Genomic DNA, 19,367 nt, shown 5'->3' with positions numbered 1-19,367 from the left:
GGCGTCTGAACATCATTGTCTTTATCTGGCTAAACGACGTTGAAAAAAAAGCCCCGGGACATCGGGGCTGTGGACCATAAAATCCAAAGGTTACGTTAGCGTGGCAGGCGAATCAGCGTTAAGCGGGTAATGATTTCAGCAGAGCGAAAGCCTCTTTCATCCGGTCTTCGCTCACCACAAAGGCACGCATTTGTCCTTCGCTGTCGCACCCACGAGCCACCATTCCCTGAGGTTCAATGGTGAGTTGCCAGTGCAGATCCGGACGCTCGGTTTCGCCTGCCAGGTGCAGCGGGAGCGCCGGCGTTTTTACTTTTACCAGCATGGCGGGTAATTTCAGTGGCGCACTGCCGCCAGACAGGTTTTTCGCCAGGTACATCGCGCTCAGTTGAATGGGCTGCAGGAAGGGCAGGACCTGTCCGTTAATTTCAGCGCAGTCACCCAGGGCGTAAATATCGGGCTGCGTGGTTTGCAGGTAGCTGTCTACCTTCACGCCACGACCTGTTTCCGCGCCGGCGCGATGCGCCAGCGCCGTTTCCGGACGCAGGCCCGTGGCGGCAACCACCACATCCACCTCAACGCTGCGGCTGCGGTCGAGCGTTGCATGAATCCCACTCCCGGTTTTCTTCAGGCTTTGCAGCTGGGATTTCAGCAGCAGATGTACGCCCATATCGGTCAGACGATGCTGTAAGCGACTACTTACTTCTGCAGGCATCAGCGCCGACAAAATGCTTGCCGCATGGTCGACCAGGGTGACGGATTTACCCGCCCGGTTAAAATCCATCGCCAGCTCTGTGCCAATCAACCCTGCGCCGACAATCATCACCCGCTTCGCGTCACGCAGCAGGGTTTCACTGGCCTGATACGCCTGCTGGCTGTTGAGGGTGATCATCAGTTCCCGGCCTTCCACCGGCGGCACAAAAGCAGACGCCCCTGTCGCCAGTACCAGCTTGTCGTATTGCCAGGTTTTGTCTTTTGCTTTCACCACATGGGCGGCGGCGTCGATATCGGTTATCCAGGTGTGCGGAAATAACCGCAGACTAAACTGTTCCGCGAACGCCCCCGCGGTCTGGCGGGTGAGGTCTTCGGCTCGCTGATTCTGGCTGATAACGTGGCTTAAATCAGGCTTGTTGTACTCGTCCATGCTGTCGGCGGCAATGAGCGTCAACGGCACGCTGGCGTCTTGTTTGCGAATGTTTTTCGCCAGCTGGCGGGCGGCAAAGCCCGAGCCGATGATAACGATACCGTGGTTCATTGTGCCTCCGTCGCCAGTTCGTCAAAGACCTCTTTTCCCAGGGAACATTCCGGGCAGAGGAAATTGTCCGGCACGTCGCACCAGGGGGTACCGGGGGCAACATCCTGCAGCGGCTCGCCCTGTGCCGGGTCGTAAATCCACTGGCAGACGCTGCACTGCATGCGAGGGCCAACGTCAGCGACCGCTGCGGCGCAGGCTTGTTGCGGCGCGGGGTTTTTGGCGTTCATGTCGGGGAGCGGCGCGAGCGCCCACTGACGCGCAATGTCACGGCCATGCTGGCGGCACAATTCAAGCGCGTCGATGTCCGGACGCCATTTCGCCTTCAGGCTCATGGACATCTCAAAACCGGCATCCTGCAAACGCGTGGAGAGCCGGTCTACTGCGCCGCCGCTCCAGCCGTGGGAGCCAAATGCGCTGGCCCGTTTATTACGAAAGCGCAGGCCGGTCATCTCTTCTACAAGGCCCGCAATTTTCGGCATCATCACGTTGTTCATCGTGGAGGTGCCCACCAGCACGCCCTTGGAGCGGAAGACGTTGGTCAGGATCTCGTTTTTATCGCTACGCGCCACGTTGAAGATTTTCACCGCCACGTTCGGGTCGACTTCGTTAATACCCTGCGCAATGGCGTCCGCCATCATGCGGGTATTATTAGACATGGTGTCGTAGAAAAGCGTGATACGGTCTTCCTGGTAATCCGCGGCCCATTTGAGGTACAGCTCCACGATCTGGGTGGGGTTTTCGCGCCACACCACACCGTGAGAGGTGGCAATCATATCCACGGGCAGGTTAAAGCCGAGGATTTCGGTGATTTTTGGCGTCACCAGACGGCTGAACGGCGTCAGGATATTGGCGTAGTAGCGCTGACATTGTTCGAACAGCTCGGTTTGATCCACTTCATCGTTGAACAGGCGCTCGTCACAATAGTGCTGGCCGAAGGCATCGTTGCTGAACAGCACCGCATCGCCGGTCATGTAGGTCATCATACTGTCGGGCCAGTGCAGCATCGGGGTTTCAACGAAGATCAGCTGTTTGCCGTTGCCGATATCCAGCGTGTCGCCGGTTTTGACGGTGTGGAAATTCCACTCCGGGTGGTGGTGATGGCCGTTAATCGAGTCGATGGCGTTGGTGGTGCAGTAAATCGGGGTGTCGGGAATGCAGGACATTAACTCGGTCAGCGCCCCGGCATGATCCTCTTCCGCATGGTTAATGATGATGTAGTCGATATCCGCAAGATCGATTTCGCTGCGCAGATTTTGCACGAACTCCCGGCTGAATTTGTGATCGACGGTATCGATGAGCACGTTTTTGCCTTCACGGATGAGATAGCTGTTATAGCTGCTGCCGCGCAGCGTTTTGTACTCCGTTCCGTGGAAGTCACGCACTTCCCAGTCACGTTGGCCAACCCAATGAATGTTATTTTTAACCAGAATAGACATAGCAACCTCAATTAATACGGCGTTTTTCAAATAAGATGACTAGCCTTTATCAAGTTGCGTGCCAGTTTTTCATGTTGCTGTTTTTTATGGTTTTTAAATTTTATTACTCGTAATGGGTAGTCAATATGACTATCTGATTTATGGTCATTGTGACAATATGAATGGTCAAAATGACAGTGAGGCGCAGATGAGCTTTTCCGTGGACGTACTGGCAAAAATTGCCATTGAACTGCAAACCGGTATCGGTCATCAGGACCGTTTTCAGCGGCTGATTTCGACGCTGCGCCACGTGCTGGCGTGCGATGCGTCGGCACTGCTGCGCTACGACGCCCGGCAGTTTATTCCGCTGGCTATCGACGGGCTGGCGCAGGACGTTCTTGGGCGACGCTTCTCCCTGGAAGGCCATCCGCGTCTGGAAACCATCGCGCGGGCCGGTGACGTGGTGCGCTTTCCGGCGGACAGTGATTTGCCCGACCCTTACGACGGGCTGATCCCGGGGCAGGAGAGCCTGAAAGTTCATGCCTGTATCGGTCTGCCGCTGTTTGCCGGACAAAACCTGATTGGGGCATTAACCCTCGACGGCCTGTCGCCGGATCAGTTCGACACCTTTAGCGATGAAGAGCTGCGGCTGATTGCCGCGCTGGCCGCCGGTGCGCTGAATAACGCGCTACTGATCGAACAGCTGGAGAGCCAGAACATCCTTCCCGGCAGCCCGTCGGCGTTTGAACCGGTGGCACACACGGAGATGATTGGGCTGTCACCGGGGATGGTGCAGCTTAAAAAAGAGATCGATATCGTGGCGGCCTCGGATTTAAATGTGCTGATTTTCGGGGAAACCGGCACCGGTAAAGAGCTGGTGGCGAAGGGCATCCACGAAGCCTCGCCGCGCGCGGTCAACCCGCTGGTGTACCTCAACTGCGCCGCGCTGCCGGAAAGCGTGGCGGAAAGTGAGCTGTTTGGTCACGTCAAAGGGGCGTTTACCGGGGCGATCAGCAACCGCAGCGGCAAATTCGAAATGGCGGATAACGGCACGTTGTTCCTCGATGAAATTGGCGAACTGTCGCTGTCGCTTCAGGCCAAACTGCTGCGCGTCCTGCAGTACGGCGATATTCAGCGCGTCGGCGACGATCGCAGCCTGAGAGTCAACGTGCGTGTGCTGGCGGCAACCAACCGCGACCTGCGCGAAGAGGTGTTGGCCGGGAATTTCCGCGCTGACCTGTACCATCGTCTGAGCGTGTTTCCGCTTACCGTGCCGCCGCTACGCGAGCGCGGCGACGATGTGGTGCTGCTGGCGGGGTTTTTCTGCGAGCAATGTCGGTTACGAATGGGCCTTTCCCGCGTGGTATTAAGCCCCGGCGCGCGAGCCCATCTGATGCGCTACGGCTGGCCGGGAAACGTGCGCGAACTGGAACATGCGATTCACCGCGCCGTAGTGCTGGCGCGGGCGACACGTTCGGGAGATGAGGTGGTGATCCACGCGCGGCATTTCGCATTGCACGATGACACCGCTTCGTTCGTTACGCCTGCCGCGCCGGAAATGGCCCATGAGAACCTGCGGGAAGCAACAGAAGCGTTTCAGCGTCAGACGATCGCCCGCGCGCTGGAGCAGAATAACCGCAGCTGGGCGGCGTGCGCGCGCGCGCTGGAAATGGACGTCGCCAACCTGCACCGGCTGGCGAAACGTCTGGGACTCAAAGGTTAAATAATCCCGGCCTGGTAGAAATCCTGCAGGTTGATGGCGCCGCACAGCTTGCCGTGCTCATCCACCACCGGCGCGGCGGTGATTTTGCGTTTCATCAGCACCTCTTTGGCTTCGATGGCGCGGCTCTCGGCGTTCAGGGTCAGCCCGCCCCGGGTCATCGCTTCCGAAACCTGGGATTCCAGTTTGCCGCCGCCCACCAGCCAGCGGCGCAGGTCGCCGTCGGTAAACACGCCTTTAACGCTACCGGTTTCATCGCACACCGCTACCAGACCCAGCCCGGTGCGGCTCAGTTCCAGCATCGCATCCATTACGCTGGTGTTGAGTTTGACCTGCGGAATGGCCTCGTCGGTCCGCATCAGATGATGAACTTTATTGAGCAGTCGCGCACCGAGCGCGCCCGCCGGGTGCGAGCGGGCAAAATCTTCTTCGTTAAAGCCGCGTGCCTGCATTACCGCCATTGCCAGCGCGTCGCCCATCATCAGCGTATTTACGGTGCTGGAGGTGGGGGCGAGGTGCATCGGGCAGGCTTCGCGCTCAACGGAGATATCAAGCGTGGCCTTGGCCGCCAGTGCCAGCGGTGAGCGGGATTTACCGGTCATCGCCAGCAGCGCGACCGATTTTTCCTGCAGACGCGGGATGATGAGATCCAGCTCTTTGGCCGAACCGGAGTAGGAGATAAACAGCATCACGTCGCGGCTTTCAATCATCCCCAGATCGCCGTGCAGCGCTTCAGCCGGATGCACGAAGAACGCCGGTGTGCCGGTGCTGGCAAGCGTAGCGGCAATCTTTTTGCCGATATGACCGGACTTGCCGATCCCGGAGACCACCACTTTACCTTCGCACTGGATAATGGTGTTTGCCGCGCGCACAAAATCCTCGCCCAGACGTTCCGGCAGGCGGCTGGCTTCCTGCAGCTCCAGCATCAGGGTCTGGCGGCCTGCGTTTAACAGAAAATCACTCATCTCTCTCTCCGGTTACAATCACGTCGATCCCTTTCTCTTCCAGCGCTTTTTTGAACGCCGGGTCGATACCTGCGTCGGTAATGAGCTTATCGACGCTTTCAAGGCTGCAGACTATGTTGGGACTTTTACGGCCAAACTTCGACGAGTCTGCCATCAAAATCACTTCGCGCGCGGCGTTGCACATCGCTTTGCTGACGCTGAACACCTCGTTAAAGGTCGTCACGCCGGCGTTCAAATCGATACCGTCCGTGCCCATAAAGAGTTTATCAAAGCTGAAGTGTTCAAAGGCGTTTTCCGCCAGTTGACCGTGAAACGACGCAGATTTTTTACGGAACGTCCCGCCGGGCATCAGAATGGTTTGCTCGCTGTCGAACTCCGACAGGGCGTTGACGATGTGCAGACTGTTGGTCATCACCGTGATGTTGTTAAAGCGGCTGAGCATCGGGATCATCTGCAGCACGGTGCTGCCTGCATCAAGGATAATGGAGTCGCCATCATGGATAAATTTTACGGCGGCCTCGGCAATTAGCGCTTTCTGGTGAGTATTGATCAGCGTTTTGTGATCGATAGGCGGGTCGGCTTCATCTTTGTTGAGCATCACGCCGCCGTAGGTTCGGATGACTGCACCAGAGTTTTCGAGCAATACCAGATCCTTTCGTATTGTCGTGCCGGTGGTGTCAAAGTAGTGGGCCAGTTCTTCTACCGAGCATTTTCCCTGCTTTTGCAGATGCTCCAGAATGGCCGCCTGACGCTGACGTGGTTTCATAGGCGCTCAATTCCTTAGGTTGCGAAATGATAATTTCGCAAGCTTATCGCGTTCACAACGAAATTATCCATGTTTCAGATTAAGCGCTAATGATAGAGCATTCTGACAGAGCGAATCATGGGGAAAGATCACATCGGGTTGTAATTCCTGCAGCGATATCCCGTTAATCGCCTGGATTTTCGCCGGGCGGGCAAAAACGGTCATCCCGCGCATGATGAGGGAATCGCAGACCCTATTGTGTTCGTCCAGCGCAATGGCAACCACCACGCGCGGTTTGAAACGCCCGCCGGAACGCCCGACGCCCACGCGCCCTTTCTGACACAGGGCATCAAACGCGCGGTTAAACTGGCGGATTTGCCAGCCGCCAAAGATCAGCTGGCACATCCAGGCGATGGCGGCAACGGTAATGAGTGCGGTAACCATACGAGCTCCTTGTTGTTCCCTCTCCCGAAGGAGAGGGGGATACGGGCATCAGCGTGTTCGATCAGAACATCACCTGCCCGCCGGTGACATTAATGGACTGCCCGGTGCAGTAAGAGGCTTTGGGGCTGGCATAAAACAGCAGCATGTTCAGCACGTCCTGATAATCGCAGCCGCGCTTCAGCGGCACTTTGTCGATGTAATACTGCTCCACTTCCTCCTCTTTCAGCCCGAGCTTGGTGGCATATTGCGGCAGCAGGGACTGGAACATCGGCGATTTCAGCAGGTTGCCCAGCATCAGCGAGTGAACGGTAATGCCATATTCGGCCAGATCGAGGGCCAGAGATTGCGTCAGCCCAACGCCGCCAAATTTCGCCGCGCTGTAACCGGAGTTATGTTTGCTGCCCACTTTGCCCGATTTCGAGTTGATCTGGATGATGCGCCCCTGAATGCCATCGCGGATCATCAGACGGGAAAACTCGCGTGCGCAGAGGAAATAGCCCACCAGGTTAACCTGCAGGGAGCGGTCGAAGTCCCCCAGTTCGAAATCGCTGATAAAGGCCGCTTTGGCTATTCCTGCGCTGTATACCAGCAGGTCGGTACGGCCAAAAATCTCGTCCACGCCGCGGGCCAGCGCCATTACGCTCTGCTCGCTGGTGGCATCAGCACCAAATCCGTAGGCCATCCCTTCACCCAATTCGGTGTTGATGGTGTCCGCCACGCGTGCGGCTTTTTCACTCTGAATATCCACTACCGCCACGCGGTAACCCTCTGCAGCAAGCCCACGGCAGAGGAACTCGCCTAAGGTTTGTCCCCCACCAATGACAACGGCAACCTGACTCATATCTTTCTCCTTAAATTACGCAACAAACTTCAACGTGCAGCCTGGGATGACAGCCTGCGGAACCGGGCCATCCACATGAACCGTACCGGGATATTCCGCCTGCGGCTGGCCATCAAAACGCAAAGTGATATGGCCGAGCTCCCGCAGGTTTTGTCCGGCCACGTCGCCGACGGCGGTCACGGCGTAGCGCGCGTCGCCCAACTCCAGCTGGCTCCCGGCCTTCAGCTCGCCGTTCATCTCGCCGTGACAGTGGATAAAGCAAAACTCTTCGATATCCGCGGGCGCACCTTCGCGGAAGGTAATCAGCATCTTGTCGCTGAGCGCATCGGCCGCGCTCTGGCCAATGCGGGTGATGGTGGTCTGGTAAATTACGGTCATCACAGGAACCTCTTATTGGTAAATAAAGCCGGAGACAAACCAGGCAATCAGCACCGTCGGTGCGCCGGTCAGGAAACGGCTGACCAGTACAGACGGCACGCCAACGCGCACGGTGTCCTGGCGCGCTTCTGCCAGCGACAGCCCGACAGGAATGAAATCACACGCCGCCTGGGCGTTAATGGCAAACAGGGCGGGCAGAGCCAGATGCGGGGGAATGTTGCCAAGGCCAATCTGCACGCCAATCAGCACGCCGATAACCTGCGCAATGACCGCGCCTGGGCCGAGAAACGGCGACAGCAGCGGGAAGGAGCAGATCAGCGCCAGCGTCACCAGCCCTAGCGGGTGGCTCGCCAGCGGGGCGAGGCCATGGGCAATCCAGTCGCCCAGACCCGAGGCCATGATGATGCCGATCAGCGCCGAAACGAATGCCATAAACGGCAGAATGGTTTTCAGCACCGTGTCGATGGTGTCGCGCCCGGACTGGAACAGCACGGCCACGGCAGAGCCCATCCCCATTCCGACTTTTGCCAGCAGGCCGTCACTCTGTTCGGTGATTTTTTTACTCGTGTCGTAATCGCGCGGGGCCGCTTTCTGAGGGGCAGCAGACCCCTGTGCCAGGTGAATGTTTTCCTCTTTCACGCCGGAGACATAAATGTCCTCCAGGATGTACTGCGCCAGCGGACCTGATTTACCGGTGGAATGGATATTCACGGTAGGAATACGCCGCTTGGGGTAGATGCCGCAGCGCAGCGTGCCGCCGCAGTCAATCACCGCCACGCCAATTTCCGCTTCAGGCGGTTCGCCCTCTTTGAAGCCGTCGACCGCTTCCCAGCCGGTCAGCTCACGCAGTTTGTCGACAATGGCCGGACGTGTGCCTGCGGTGATATAGACGATTTTTTTGCCTTCAGTGGCGTCGAATTCCAGCGGGCCGCCCCAGCCGCCCGTTCCTTTTTCAATGCGAATACGGCTCATGCTGCGGCTCCTGAAAGATGGACTTTCTGTTCAAGCTGGATACCCATTTTCTTCTCGAAAATGGCGGTGGTGAGGTCCGTGACCCAGCCGCGGAAAAAGTTGGTGACCAGACCGACCAGCAGATAACTCACCGCCAGCGGACCGAGCGGCAGGCCAAGCGTGGTCAGGCCGCTGGCAATGCCCAGATAGACAAACAGCTCGCCGGGGTTGATATGCGGGAACAGGCCATTCATGGAGTGGCAGCTGTAGGAGGCTGCGGCGTAATAGCTGGGCTTGTATTTTTCAGGCATAAAGCGGCCGAGGCTCAGCGTCATCGGATTGCAAAAAACAAACGTGCCGATGAAGGGCAGAACCAGGTAACGGGACAGCGGATTGCCGGCGCAGCGCTGGGCAAAGCGTTCAATGCGTTGCTGGCCGATAAAGTTAATCAGCGCGTTCATGATGACCAGCAGGCTAATCAGCAGGGGCAGGATCCCGGTCACCATGCCGGTGAACACTTCTCCGCCTTTCTGAAACAGCCCGATGAACCACTCGGCGCCGTGGGTGATGGTTTCTATCATTCTTCTCTCCTGTGGGGCTTTTTTGTTTTTGTATAACCGAGGCTAATAATAATCACTTTGAAAGGTTTTAAAGTGTTAATTAGATCTCACAATGAAAGAAAAATGGATTATTTTGAAAGTTAATTGCCAGTGGGAGTCTTGGGTGGACGAAAATTGCACAGATTTGCGATGGGGAGCGTAAATATTTGGTGGGGGAGGTGCGTACCACTTCCTTGAGGTGTTGCGGATGCTTTACCATACTGGGTTCTTATCGAACCCGTTAAATGGATGTCACATGTTCAAGCGTCGTTATGCAGCGTTGTTACCTGCGCTTATTCTGCTGTCTGCCTGTAGTAGCAAACCCAAGACCGAAGCCGTGCAGCAAACGGCTGGCGCGCCTTCCGGAGGATTCCTGCTGGAGCCGCAGCATAATATGATGCAGATGGGCGGCGACTTTGCGAATAACCCGGCGGCCGAGCAGTTCATCGATAAAATGGTGAGCAAACATGGTTTTGACCGCCAGCAACTGCATGAAATTCTGTCGCAGGCGAAGCGACTGGATTATGTTCTGCGTTTGATGGATCGCCAGGCACCGACGGCTCAGGTACCGATCGGGCCAAATGGCGCATGGCTGCGTTATCGTAAACAGTTCATTACGCCGGATAACGTGCAAAATGGCGTGGTCTTCTGGAACCAATATGAAGATGCGCTGAACCGTGCGTGGCAGGTGTATGGCGTACCGCCTGAAATCATCGTCGGGATTATCGGCGTGGAAACCCGCTGGGGCCGCGTGATGGGCAAAACCCGTATCCTCGATGCGCTGGCGACGCTCTCCTTCAACTACCCGCGTCGTGCTGAATATTTCTCGTCTGAGCTGGAAACCTTCCTGCTGATGGCGCGCAATGAACAAGATGACCCGTTAGATCTCAAAGGCTCGTTTGCCGGTGCGATGGGCTACGGCCAGTTTATGCCGTCCTCCTATAAGCAATATGCCGTCGACTTTAACGGAGATGGCCACATTAACCTGTGGGATCCGGTGGATGCCATCGGCAGCGTGGCGAACTACTTTAAAGCGCACGGCTGGGTGCCGGGCGGTCAGGTGGCGGTGCAGGCTAACGGACAGGCACCAGGGCTTGAGAACGGCTTTAAAACCAACTACAGCGTTTCGCAACTGGCCGCTGCAGGCTTAACGCCAACGCAGCCGCTGGGAAATATGCAACAGGCGAGCCTGCTGCGTCTGGATGTCGGTACGGGTTATCAGTACTGGTACGGGCTGCCTAACTTCTACACCATCACCCGCTATAACCACAGCACTCACTATGCGATGGCCGTATGGCAGCTGGGGCTGGCGGTGTCACAGGCGCGCGTGCCTGCCGCGTCGCCGTTCAGTCAGTAACGCTTGATGTTCGACCCTCTTCCGCCGGGAGAGGGTTGGGCTGATATCCAGAAACATTTCGCCACACTCCCGTTAATCTTCGCTCATTTTACATCCGCATTATCTTTCATTATTGTTATGTTATAACATTTGATGTGGTGATGAGATGTCTACTTCCTTTTTTTCTCTGTCTGCGCCGGTCCGGCTTCTGATGGCGCTGGCGCTGATTGTCTTTATCGGACTGGCCGTGTGCTGGGCGGTGGCATTGCCATGATTGTGATGAATCAACTCACGGCGGGTTACGACCGCGAGCCGGTCACGCGTCCTCTGTCCGGGGTGATTGAATGCGGGAGCATGACCGCCATCCTCGGGGCCAACGGCTGCGGTAAATCAACGCTTCTGAAAACCCTCGCCGGGTTTATCCCGCCGGTAAGCGGCCGTTTTCACTGGCAGAAAAAACGCCCCGTAATGGGCTGGCTGGCACAGCGTCATGCCCTGGAGGCGCAATTTCCGCTAACCGTGCAGGATGTGGTCAGCATGGGCTGCTGGCCTGAAGCGTCGCTTTTTTCTGGCCTTCGCCGTGAAATGCGGCTGCGCATTGCCGGTGCGCTTGAGCGGGTGGGGCTTGGAACGATGGCGCTAACGACCATTGATGAGCTCTCAGGCGGTCAGTTTCAGCGCATGCTGTTCGCGCGGGTATTAGTGCAGCAGGCGCCGCTGGTCATGCTCGATGAGCCCTTTACCGGCGTTGATGAAGCTACCTGTAATGTGCTGATGGACCTGATGCTGGAAATGTATATGCAGGGGCAAACGGTGCTTGCAGTATTGCACGACAGCGAGCGTGTATCGCGCCACTTCCCGCAGACGTTACGGCTGGACGCTGACATTCCCCAGTGGAAAACCGAGCGGGTGAGGGTGGCATGATCTGGCATATCTTTTTTCAGCCTTTTATTGAGTATGGCTTTATGCGCCGCGCGCTGGTGGTTTGCCTGGCGTTGTCCGTCAGTACCACTGCTCTGGGCGTTTTCCTTCAACTGCGCCGGATGAGTCTGATGGGCGATGCCCTCTCTCACGCCATTTTGCCCGGCGTCGCGGTGGGGTATTTGCTCAGCGGTATGTCGCTGCTGGCCATGAGCGTGGGAGGCTTTATTGCCGGTATTACCGTGGCGCTGGTGGCCGGGCTGGTCAGCCGTCGAACGCCGCTTAAAGAGGACGCCAGTTTTGCCGGGTTCTATCTTGGCTCGCTGGCGCTGGGCGTCACGCTGGTATCACTGCGCGGTTCGAGCGTCGATCTCCTGCACCTGCTGTTTGGCTCCATCCTGGCGGTGGATAACGATGCCGCGCTGTTTGTGGCAGGCGTTTGCATGTTCACCCTTATCACGCTGGCGATTTTCTACCGTGGACTGGTGACCGAGGCCTTTGACACCGCCTGGCTGCAGGTAAACGCCCGCCATGTTCCCGGCTTATTACACGGCCTGTTTCTGGCGCTGCTGGTGCTTAACCTCGTTGCCGGTTTTCAGGTGCTTGGCACGTTGATGGCGGTCGGGCTGATGATGCTCCCTGCGGTAGCGGCACGCTGCTGGGCACGCACCTTACCCGGACTGCTATTGATGGCGGGTATTAGCGGTATTTTCTGCGCGTGGCTCGGACTCAGTCTCTCCTGGGCCGCCAGCCTGCCCGCGGGGCCATCCATCGTGCTTACCGCCAGCGCGCTGTTCTTTATTTCCATTTTATTTGGCACGCGCAGCAGGCTGGCTGGCAGCCTGCGTGCGCTTTTTTAACGCAAGGGGAAACGATGAAACGTACGGGATTCGTAGTGGCGCTCGCGCTGGGGATGATGTCGCAAACGGTGATGGCGAAAACGCTCAATGTGGTGACCAGCTTTTCCATACTGGGGGATATGACCCGGGAGGTGGGCGGTGACCATGTGAACGTCACGACGCTGGTGGGGCCGGACGGCGATCCGCATACCTTCGAGCCCTCGCCAAAAGATAGCGCGGCGCTAAGCAAGGCAGATGTTGTGGTGGTCAATGGTCTGGGACTGGAAGGGTGGCTGGATCGCCTGGTGAAAGCCTCCGGGTTCAAAGGCCAGCTGGTGGTGGCGTCGCGTGGCGTGCAGACGCATACCCTCGAAGAAGAGGGCAAAACCGTCACTGACCCGCACGCCTGGAACAGCGCGGCGAACGGGGCGCTGTACGCGCAAAATATTCTCAACGGGCTGGTGAAAGCCGACCCAGAAGATAAAACCGCGCTGGAAGCGACCGGAAAACCGTACATCGCGCAGCTTAAGCAGCTGGATAGCTGGGCCAAAACGCGTTTTAGCCAGATCCCGCTGGTGAAACGTAAAGTGCTGACCAGCCATGACGCGTTCGGCTATTTCAGCCGCGCCTACGGGGTGACGTTTATGGCGCCCCAGGGGTTGTCATCAGAGAGCGAGGCCAGCGCGGCACAGGTCGCTGAGATCATTAATCAGATTAAAGCGGACGGCGTGAAAACCTGGTTTATGGAAAACCAGCTCGACCCGCGGCTGGTTAAACAAATTGCTACAGCCACCGGCGCGCAGCCGGGAGGCGAGCTTTACCCGGAAGCGCTCTCGGCAAAAGGGGGCGTGGCAGAGACCTACGTTAAGGCGTTCCGCCACAATGTGGATACCCTCGCTGACAGCATGAAATAATCCTCGCCACCGCCGGTGCGCTCGCATCGGCTTTTTTCTGAAGCCCCCTCGTAAATCCTGCAGCGCATCCCCATATCTGACGAGAAAGTGCTATCTTGTGCTGCATGTTTTTCTAAGGCCTGGAGCGAGAATGACTGACCATGAATTGATGCAGCTTAGCGAAGTGGTAGGGCTGGCGCTTAAGCAACGCGGGGCGACCCTCACCACCGCGGAGTCCTGCACCGGCGGCTGGGTGGCGAAAGCGATTACCGATATTGCCGGCAGTTCCGCCTGGTTTGAACGTGGTTTTGTGACCTACAGTAATGAAGCTAAAGCGCAAATGATCGGCGTGCGGGAATCTACGCTCGAACAGCATGGCGCGGTCAGCGAGCCGGTGGTGATTGAGATGGCTATTGGTGCGCTCAAAGAGGCGCGCGCGGATTATGCAATATCGATTAGCGGCATCGCGGGTCCGGACGGGGGCAGTGACGTGAAGCCTGTCGGCACCGTCTGGTTTGGTTTTGCTACCGCCAGAGGTGAAGGGATCACCCGCCGGGAGTGCTTTAGCGGCGATCGCGAAAGCGTGCGTCGTCAGGCAACCGTTTATGCGCTAAAAACGCTCTGGCAACAATTTCTACAAAATACTTGATACTGTATGACCATACAGTATAATTGCACCAACAGAACAGAAATCCACGGTGAAGCACAGTCGCTTCTCCCGGCATGACAGGAGTAATAATGGCTATCGACGAAAACAAACAGAAAGCGTTGGCGGCAGCACTGGGCCAGATCGAAAAGCAATTCGGTAAAGGCTCCATCATGCGCCTGGGTGAAGACCGTTCCATGGATGTGGAAACTATCTCCACCGGTTCGCTTTCTCTGGATATCGCGCTGGGCGCTGGCGGCCTGCCAATGGGCCGTATCGTAGAAATCTACGGGCCCGAGTCCTCAGGTAAAACAACCCTGACGCTGCAGGTTATCGCTGCGGCACAGCGTGAAGGTAAAACCTGTGCGTTTATCGATGCCGAGCACGCGCTGGATCCTGTTTATGCTCGTAAGCTGGGCGTTGATATCGACAACCTGCTGTGTTCTCAGCCGGACACCGGTGAGCAGGCGCTGGAAATTTGTGACGCGCTGGCACGTTCCGGTGCGGTTGACGTTATCGTGGTCGACTCCGTTGCCGCTCTGACGCCAAAAGCTGAAATCGAAGGCGAAATTGGTGACTCTCACATGGGCCTCGCGGCACGTATGATGAGCCAGGCAATGCGTAAGCTGGCCGGTAACCTGAAGCAGTCCAACACGCTGCTGATCTTCATCAACCAGATCCGTATGAAAATTGGTGTGATGTTCGGTAACCCGGAAACTACTACCGGTGGTAACGCGCTGAAATTCTACGCGTCTGTCCGTCTGGATATCCGCCGTATCGGCGCGGTGAAAGAGGGTGAAAACGTGGTGGGTAGCGAAACCCGCGTGAAGGTTGTGAAGAACAAAATCGCAGCGCCGTTCAAACAGGCTGAATTCCAGATCCTCTATGGTGAAGGCATCAACTTCTACGGCGAACTGGTTGACCTGGGCGTGAAAGAGAAGCTGATTGAAAAAGCGGGCGCATGGTACAGCTACAACGGCGACAAGATTGGTCAGGGTAAAGCAAATGCAATCTCCTGGCTGAAAGAGAACCCGGCTGCGGCGAAAGAAATTGAGAAGAAAGTGCGTGAGCTTCTGCTGAACAACCAGGACGGTACGCCTGATTTCGTGGTGGATAACGCGGGTGCTGAAGAAACCAACGAAGATTTCTAATTCTCTCGTTTAAAGATGAAGGGCTGCTAATGCGGCCCTTTTTGCATTTCTGAATCAGCAGGTTTTTTATGAGTGAATCGACTTCACGCCGCCCTGCCTATGCACGCTTACTGGACCGTGCGGTGCGCATTCTTGCCGTCCGTGACCACAGCGAACAGGAGTTGCGGCGAAAACTGTCGGCCCCCGTCATGAGTAAAAACGGGCCGGAAGAGATTGATGCGACTGCGGAAGATTACGACCGCGTCATTGCCTGGTGCTATGAGCACCGCTATCTGGATGACGAGCGTTTCGCTTCCCGGTTTCTTGCCAGCCGTGGCCGCAAAGGATATGGCCCCGCGCGTATCCGCCAGGAGCTGAACCAGAAAGGGGTCGCCCGTGAAACCATTGAAAAGGCCATGCGCGAATGCGACACAGACTGGTGCGCGCTGGCAAAAGAACAGGCCATTCGCAAGTACGGCGAACCCTTGCCACGTGAATTTTCAGAAAAAGTTAAAATCCAGCGCTTTTTGCTCTACCGCGGCTTTCTGATGGAAGATATTCAGGATATCTGGCGTAATTTTGCGGATTGAACGCATGCGGGATTTTACTTCCCACTAAAGAAAACTTATCTTATTCCCACTTTTTCCAGTAGCTGGTCTGTCCAACGTTTTACCGATACAGGCTTGCTACGACATTTCGTTAGCTTGATTTCAGGATAATTATGAGCAAGAGCACCGCTGAGATCCGTCAGGCGTTTCTCGATTTTTTCCATAGTAAGGGACATCAGGTAGTTGCCAGCAGCTCCCTGGTACCGAACAACGATCCGACTCTGCTGTTTACCAACGCCGGGATGAACCAGTTCAAGGATGTGTTCCTTGGTCTCGACAAACGTAATTATTCCCGCGCCACAACCTCACAGCGTTGCGTGCGTGCGGGCGGTAAACACAACGACCTGGAAAACGTCGGTTACACCGCGCGTCACCACACGTTCTTCGAAATGCTGGGTAACTTCAGCTTCGGCGACTATTTCAAACACGATGCCATTCAATATGCGTGGGAACTGCTGACCGGTGAAAACTGGTTCAACCTGCCGAAAGATCGTCTGTGGGTTACCGTCTATGAAACCGATGACGAAGCCTACGAAATCTGGGAAAAAGAGGTTGGTATCCCGCGCGAGCGTATTATTCGCATCGGTGATAACAAAGGCGCACCTTATGCGTCTGACAACTTCTGGCAGATGGGCGATACCGGTCCTTGCGGTCCGTGCACCGAGATCTTCTACGATCACGGCGACCATATCTGGGGTGGTCCTCCAGGTAGCCCGGAAGAAGACGGCGATCGCTACATTGAGATCTGGAACATCGTCTTCATGCAGTTCAACCGTCAGGCTGACGGTACGATGGAGCCGCTGCCGAAACCGTCCGTTGATACCGGTATGGGTCTGGAGCGTATCGCGGCTGTTCTGCAGCACGTTAACTCCAACTACGAAATTGACCTGTTCAGCACTCTGATTAAAGCCGTTGCGCAAGTGACGGGTGCAACCGATCTGAACAACAAATCGCTGCGCGTTATTGCAGACCATATCCGTTCCTGCGCGTTCCTGATTGCCGACGGCGTGATCCCGTCGAATGAAAACCGTGGCTATGTGCTGCGTCGTATCATTCGTCGTGCTATCCGTCACGGCAACATGCTGGGCGCGAAGGACACCTTCTTCTATAAACTCGTTGGGCCACTGATTGGCGTGATGGGCGCAGCCGGTGATGAGCTGAAACGTCAGCAGGCGCAGGTTGAGCAGGTTCTGAAAACGGAAGAAGAGCAGTTTGCTCGTACTCTGGAGCGCGGACTGGCGCTGCTGGATGAAGAGCTGGCGAAACTTAAGGGCGATACGCTGGACGGCGAAACCGCTTTCCGCCTGTACGACACCTACGGTTTCCCGGTTGACCTGACGGCGGACGTTTGCCGTGAGCGTAACATCAAAGTGGACGAAGCAGGCTTTGAAGCCGCAATGGAAGAGCAGCGCCGCCGTGCGCGCGAGTCCAGCGGTTTTGGTGCTGACTACAACGCGATGATCCGCGTTGATGGCGCATCAGAATTCAAAGGCTACGAAAATCTGGAACTGACTGGCAAAGTGACCGCCCTGTTTGTTGACGGTAAAGCCGTAGACAGCATCAACGCGGGTCAGGATGCGGTTGTCATTCTGGACAAAACGCCGTTCTACGCGGAATCCGGCGGCCAGGTTGGCGATAAAGGCGAACTGAAAGGCAACGGTTTCAGCTTCAGCGTAAGCGACACGCAGAAATACGGTCAGGCGATTGGCCATCAGGGCAAACTGACTGCCGGTTCTCTGAAAGTGGGCGAGGGTGTCCAGGCGAACGTTGATGAAGCTCGTCGTGCGCGCATTCGTCTGAACCACTCAGCTACGCACCTGATGCACGCTGCCCTGCGTGAAGTTCTGGGAACGCACGTTGCACAGAAAGGTTCTCTGGTTAACGATAAAGTGCTGCGCTTCGACTTCTCTCATTTTGAAGCGATGAAGCCGTCAGAAATCCGCGCGGTGGAAGATCTGGTGAATGCGCAGATCCGTCGTAACCTGCCAATCGAAACCGATATCATGGATCTCGAGGCGGCGAAGAAGAAAGGCGCGATGGCACTGTTCGGCGAGAAATACGACGACCGCGTTCGCGTGCTGAGCATGGGCGACTTCTCGACTGAGCTCTGCGGCGGGACGCATGCCTCCCGTACCGGCGACATTGGTCTGTTCCGCATTGTTTCCGAATCAGGAACGGCGGCGGGCGTGCGTCGTATTGAAGCGGTAACCGGTGAAGGCGCGATTGCCAGCCTGCATGCGCAGAGCGATCAGCTGCACGACATCGCGCAGTTGTTGAAAGGTGATAGCCAGAACCTGGGCGAGAAAGTGCGCGTTGCGCTGGATCGTACGCGTCAGCTGGAAAAAGAGCTGCAGCAGCTGAAAGAGCAGGCTGCGGCGCAGGAGAGTGCAAACCTCTCCAGCAAAGCTGTAGACATTAAAGGCGTCAAACTGCTGGTCAGCGATCTGGCGGGCGTTGAGCCTAAGATGCTGCGTACTATGGTCGACGATCTGAAGAACCAGCTCGGTTCCACAGTTATCGTGCTGGCGACAGTGGCAGAAGGTAAGGTTTCTCTGATTGCGGGCGTCTCTAAGGATGTGACCGACCGCGTAAAAGCAGGGGAACTGATTGGTATGGTCGCCCAGCAGGTGGGCGGTAAGGGTGGCGGTCGTCCGGACATGGCGCAAGCCGGTGGTACGGATGCGGCGGCACTTCCTGCGGCATTGGCCAGTGTTGAAAGCTGGGTGAGCGCGAAACTGTAATAACTACAAAGCACAAGCAGACGCCATAGCGGTAACGTTATGGCGTCTTGTTCACTGCGCTATCGATAACGATAAAGTCAGGTTGAGTTTGTGTATATCGGCTAAACTTACGTTTAACAGAATGTGATGCCGTGACTGCTTACACTTTACGTGTTTGTCATCGCTTACTTTTTGGCGTTATATGATGGATAATGCCGGGATACAAGAGACCCGACTCTTTTAATCTTTCAAGGAGCAAAGAATGCTGATTCTGACTCGTCGAGTTGGTGAGACCCTCATGATTGGGGATGAGGTCACCGTGACAGTTTTAGGGGTAAAGGGTAACCAGGTACGTATTGGTGTAAACGCTCCTAAAGAAGTATCTGTCCACCGTGAAGAGATCTACCAGCGTATCCAGGCTGAAAAATCCCAGCAGTCCAGTTACTGATATTGTCGCGTCTCGCTGTCGGGCGAGACGCAACCTCTCCCGCCATTTTTCCTGCTCAAAGTTACCGTTTAATTTCAATCGCTCTGTTTTTAACCACTCTCTTACCCTTAACTCGCCTCAACATCACTATTCTGTCATCAGTTTTCTGAGAAGATGCCTGCAAAATCCGCTTATAAAACACCCTCTTTGCAGCTTTTGCATGCGAATTGCGTGTGATTTGTGCAAACGATAAAAGCTTTTGGAAAATTGTTTGACTTATAAGTCCCAGAAAGTAATATATGCGCCACGCAGCGACGAGAAGCTCTTAACGAGTTACTCGAAGCACTCGAAAGAGGCGTTGTGTGGTGAGGTGGCCGAGAGGCTGAAGGCGCTCCCCTGCTAAGGGAGTATGCGGTCAAAAGCTGCATCCGGGGTTCGAATCCCCGCCTCACCGCCATTTTGCATCCGTAGCTCAGCTGGATAGAGTACTCGGCTACGAACCGAGCGGTCGGAGGTTCGAATCCTCCCGGATGCACC

The 19,367-nt window shown here is 56.2% G+C and carries 19 protein-coding genes and 2 tRNA genes; 12 read left to right on the top strand and 9 right to left on the bottom strand.

Going from position 1 to position 19,367, the window contains the following annotated elements; genetic code table 11:
* Positions 1-118: 118 nt before the first annotated feature.
* Positions 119-1,252 (bottom strand): NADH:flavorubredoxin reductase NorW, encoded by a 1,134-nt coding sequence (norW, locus tag ACMVME_RS20530; protein WP_333054689.1) that lies wholly within the window; start codon positions 1,250-1,252, stop codon positions 119-121.
* On the bottom strand, positions 1,249-2,688 hold the full coding sequence (gene norV / locus ACMVME_RS20525) for an anaerobic nitric oxide reductase flavorubredoxin (protein WP_047356664.1): 1,440 nt from the start codon (positions 2,686-2,688) through the stop codon (positions 1,249-1,251). The genes norW and norV overlap by 4 nt, the downstream gene beginning before the upstream one ends.
* 187 nt (positions 2,689-2,875) lie before the next feature.
* On the opposite strand from norV, the gene norR reads away from it, so the two are divergent.
* Positions 2,876-4,390: a nitric oxide reductase transcriptional regulator NorR gene (gene norR, locus ACMVME_RS20520; protein ID WP_025203385.1), complete on the top strand. Its 1,515-nt coding sequence runs from the start codon at positions 2,876-2,878 to the stop codon at positions 4,388-4,390.
* Here the strand turns inward: norR and gutQ are convergent.
* The 7 genes from gutQ to srlA all read right to left on the bottom strand — a co-directional run bounded on the left by gutQ (position 4,387) and on the right by srlA (position 9,292).
* Entirely contained in the window at positions 4,387-5,352 is a 966-nt protein-coding gene (gene gutQ, locus ACMVME_RS20515) for an arabinose-5-phosphate isomerase GutQ (protein ID WP_020883846.1), read from the bottom strand. The two genes, norR and gutQ, sit on opposite strands and share 4 nt — an antisense overlap.
* Positions 5,345-6,118: a glucitol operon DNA-binding transcriptional repressor SrlR gene (gene srlR, locus ACMVME_RS20510; protein WP_014171348.1), complete on the bottom strand. Its 774-nt coding sequence runs from the start codon at positions 6,116-6,118 to the stop codon at positions 5,345-5,347. Before srlR ends, gutQ begins: the two co-directional genes overlap by 8 nt.
* 63 nt (positions 6,119-6,181) lie before the next feature.
* The gene (gutM, locus tag ACMVME_RS20505) at positions 6,182-6,541 is read right to left on the bottom strand and encodes a transcriptional regulator GutM (protein ID WP_020883847.1); all 360 of its coding nucleotides are present in this window, start codon (positions 6,539-6,541) and stop codon (positions 6,182-6,184) included.
* A gap of 61 nt (positions 6,542-6,602) precedes the next feature.
* A complete protein-coding gene (srlD, locus tag ACMVME_RS20500) occupies positions 6,603-7,382 on the bottom strand; it encodes a sorbitol-6-phosphate dehydrogenase (RefSeq protein WP_014171346.1) in 780 nt (259 codons plus the stop codon).
* Between the two features lie 15 nt (positions 7,383-7,397).
* Entirely contained in the window at positions 7,398-7,760 is a 363-nt protein-coding gene (gene srlB, locus ACMVME_RS20495; protein WP_063156786.1) for a PTS glucitol/sorbitol transporter subunit IIA, read from the bottom strand.
* Positions 7,761-7,772: 12 nt separating this feature from the next.
* The gene (locus ACMVME_RS20490; protein ID WP_014171344.1) at positions 7,773-8,732 is read right to left on the bottom strand and encodes a PTS glucitol/sorbitol transporter subunit IIB; all 960 of its coding nucleotides are present in this window, start codon (positions 8,730-8,732) and stop codon (positions 7,773-7,775) included.
* The gene (srlA, locus tag ACMVME_RS20485) at positions 8,729-9,292 is read right to left on the bottom strand and encodes a PTS glucitol/sorbitol transporter subunit IIC (protein ID WP_014171343.1); all 564 of its coding nucleotides are present in this window, start codon (positions 9,290-9,292) and stop codon (positions 8,729-8,731) included. Before srlA ends, ACMVME_RS20490 begins: the two co-directional genes overlap by 4 nt.
* 274 nt (positions 9,293-9,566) lie before the next feature.
* Between srlA and mltB the strand changes: the two genes are divergently transcribed.
* The 11 genes from mltB (at position 9,567) to ACMVME_RS20430 (ending at position 19,365) form a co-directional block, all read left to right on the top strand.
* Positions 9,567-10,667, top strand: coding sequence for a lytic murein transglycosylase B (gene mltB, locus ACMVME_RS20480; protein ID WP_333054693.1), 1,101 nt, complete (start codon positions 9,567-9,569; stop codon positions 10,665-10,667).
* Positions 10,668-10,916: 249 nt separating this feature from the next.
* Positions 10,917-11,570 (top strand): metal ABC transporter ATP-binding protein, encoded by a 654-nt coding sequence (locus ACMVME_RS20475; protein WP_025203389.1) that lies wholly within the window; start codon positions 10,917-10,919, stop codon positions 11,568-11,570.
* The gene (locus ACMVME_RS20470) at positions 11,567-12,427 is read left to right on the top strand and encodes a metal ABC transporter permease (RefSeq protein WP_020883852.1); all 861 of its coding nucleotides are present in this window, start codon (positions 11,567-11,569) and stop codon (positions 12,425-12,427) included. The genes ACMVME_RS20475 and ACMVME_RS20470 overlap by 4 nt, the downstream gene beginning before the upstream one ends.
* A gap of 14 nt (positions 12,428-12,441) precedes the next feature.
* Entirely contained in the window at positions 12,442-13,320 is an 879-nt protein-coding gene (locus ACMVME_RS20465; RefSeq protein WP_020883853.1) for a metal ABC transporter substrate-binding protein, read from the top strand.
* A gap of 130 nt (positions 13,321-13,450) precedes the next feature.
* Complete coding sequence (pncC, locus tag ACMVME_RS20460) at positions 13,451-13,948, top strand: nicotinamide-nucleotide amidase (RefSeq protein WP_020883854.1); 498 nt, start codon at positions 13,451-13,453, stop codon at positions 13,946-13,948.
* An 89-nt stretch (positions 13,949-14,037) separates the two neighbouring features.
* A complete protein-coding gene (recA, locus tag ACMVME_RS20455) occupies positions 14,038-15,096 on the top strand; it encodes a recombinase RecA (RefSeq protein ID WP_020883855.1) in 1,059 nt (352 codons plus the stop codon).
* 68 nt (positions 15,097-15,164) lie between these two features.
* The gene (gene recX / locus ACMVME_RS20450; protein ID WP_014171334.1) at positions 15,165-15,665 is read left to right on the top strand and encodes a recombination regulator RecX; all 501 of its coding nucleotides are present in this window, start codon (positions 15,165-15,167) and stop codon (positions 15,663-15,665) included.
* A gap of 131 nt (positions 15,666-15,796) precedes the next feature.
* Positions 15,797-18,424 carry an alanine--tRNA ligase gene (gene alaS / locus ACMVME_RS20445; RefSeq protein WP_078774237.1) on the top strand — a complete coding sequence of 876 codons (2,628 nt, stop codon included), beginning with the start codon at positions 15,797-15,799 and terminating at the stop codon, positions 18,422-18,424.
* Positions 18,425-18,665: 241 nt separating this feature from the next.
* On the top strand, positions 18,666-18,851 hold the full coding sequence (gene csrA, locus ACMVME_RS20440; protein WP_000906486.1) for a carbon storage regulator CsrA: 186 nt from the start codon (positions 18,666-18,668) through the stop codon (positions 18,849-18,851).
* A 343-nt stretch (positions 18,852-19,194) separates the two neighbouring features.
* A tRNA-Ser gene (locus tag ACMVME_RS20435) sits at positions 19,195-19,287 on the top strand.
* 4 nt (positions 19,288-19,291) lie between these two features.
* Positions 19,292-19,365: transfer RNA gene (locus ACMVME_RS20430), tRNA-Arg, on the top strand.
* Positions 19,366-19,367 lie beyond the last annotated feature (2 nt).

The organism is Enterobacter cloacae complex sp. 2024EL-00711, assembly GCF_047529885.1.
Classification (GTDB): Bacteria; Pseudomonadota; Gammaproteobacteria; order Enterobacterales; family Enterobacteriaceae; genus Enterobacter; species Enterobacter ludwigii.
The sequence above is the reverse complement of the archived record's forward strand: the minus strand, read 5'-3'. Positions and strand labels throughout refer to the sequence as shown.

What these genes read in the sequence shown, in the direction of transcription:
- recA (WP_020883855.1), top strand. Translation starts at nt 14,038, where the DNA reads ATGGCTATCGACGAAAACAAACAGAAAGCGTTGGCGGCAGCACTGGGC.
- mltB (WP_333054693.1), top strand. Translation starts at nt 9,567, where the DNA reads ATGTTCAAGCGTCGTTATGCAGCGTTGTTACCTGCGCTTATTCTGCTG.
- ACMVME_RS20470 (WP_020883852.1), top strand. Translation starts at nt 11,567, where the DNA reads ATGATCTGGCATATCTTTTTTCAGCCTTTTATTGAGTATGGCTTTATG.
- srlB (WP_063156786.1), bottom strand. Translation starts at nt 7,760, where the DNA reads ATGACCGTAATTTACCAGACCACCATCACCCGCATTGGCCAGAGCGCG.
- alaS (WP_078774237.1), top strand. Translation starts at nt 15,797, where the DNA reads ATGAGCAAGAGCACCGCTGAGATCCGTCAGGCGTTTCTCGATTTTTTC.
- srlA (WP_014171343.1), bottom strand. Translation starts at nt 9,292, where the DNA reads ATGATAGAAACCATCACCCACGGCGCCGAGTGGTTCATCGGGCTGTTT.
- pncC (WP_020883854.1), top strand. Translation starts at nt 13,451, where the DNA reads ATGACTGACCATGAATTGATGCAGCTTAGCGAAGTGGTAGGGCTGGCG.
- ACMVME_RS20465 (WP_020883853.1), top strand. Translation starts at nt 12,442, where the DNA reads ATGAAACGTACGGGATTCGTAGTGGCGCTCGCGCTGGGGATGATGTCG.
- norR (WP_025203385.1), top strand. Translation starts at nt 2,876, where the DNA reads ATGAGCTTTTCCGTGGACGTACTGGCAAAAATTGCCATTGAACTGCAA.
- gutM (WP_020883847.1), bottom strand. Translation starts at nt 6,541, where the DNA reads ATGGTTACCGCACTCATTACCGTTGCCGCCATCGCCTGGATGTGCCAG.
- norV (WP_047356664.1), bottom strand. Translation starts at nt 2,688, where the DNA reads ATGTCTATTCTGGTTAAAAATAACATTCATTGGGTTGGCCAACGTGAC.
- srlD (WP_014171346.1), bottom strand. Translation starts at nt 7,382, where the DNA reads ATGAGTCAGGTTGCCGTTGTCATTGGTGGGGGACAAACCTTAGGCGAG.
- csrA (WP_000906486.1), top strand. Translation starts at nt 18,666, where the DNA reads ATGCTGATTCTGACTCGTCGAGTTGGTGAGACCCTCATGATTGGGGAT.
- gutQ (WP_020883846.1), bottom strand. Translation starts at nt 5,352, where the DNA reads ATGAGTGATTTTCTGTTAAACGCAGGCCGCCAGACCCTGATGCTGGAG.
- srlR (WP_014171348.1), bottom strand. Translation starts at nt 6,118, where the DNA reads ATGAAACCACGTCAGCGTCAGGCGGCCATTCTGGAGCATCTGCAAAAG.
- recX (WP_014171334.1), top strand. Translation starts at nt 15,165, where the DNA reads ATGAGTGAATCGACTTCACGCCGCCCTGCCTATGCACGCTTACTGGAC.
- norW (WP_333054689.1), bottom strand. Translation starts at nt 1,252, where the DNA reads ATGAACCACGGTATCGTTATCATCGGCTCGGGCTTTGCCGCCCGCCAG.
- ACMVME_RS20475 (WP_025203389.1), top strand. Translation starts at nt 10,917, where the DNA reads ATGATTGTGATGAATCAACTCACGGCGGGTTACGACCGCGAGCCGGTC.
- ACMVME_RS20490 (WP_014171344.1), bottom strand. Translation starts at nt 8,732, where the DNA reads ATGAGCCGTATTCGCATTGAAAAAGGAACGGGCGGCTGGGGCGGCCCG.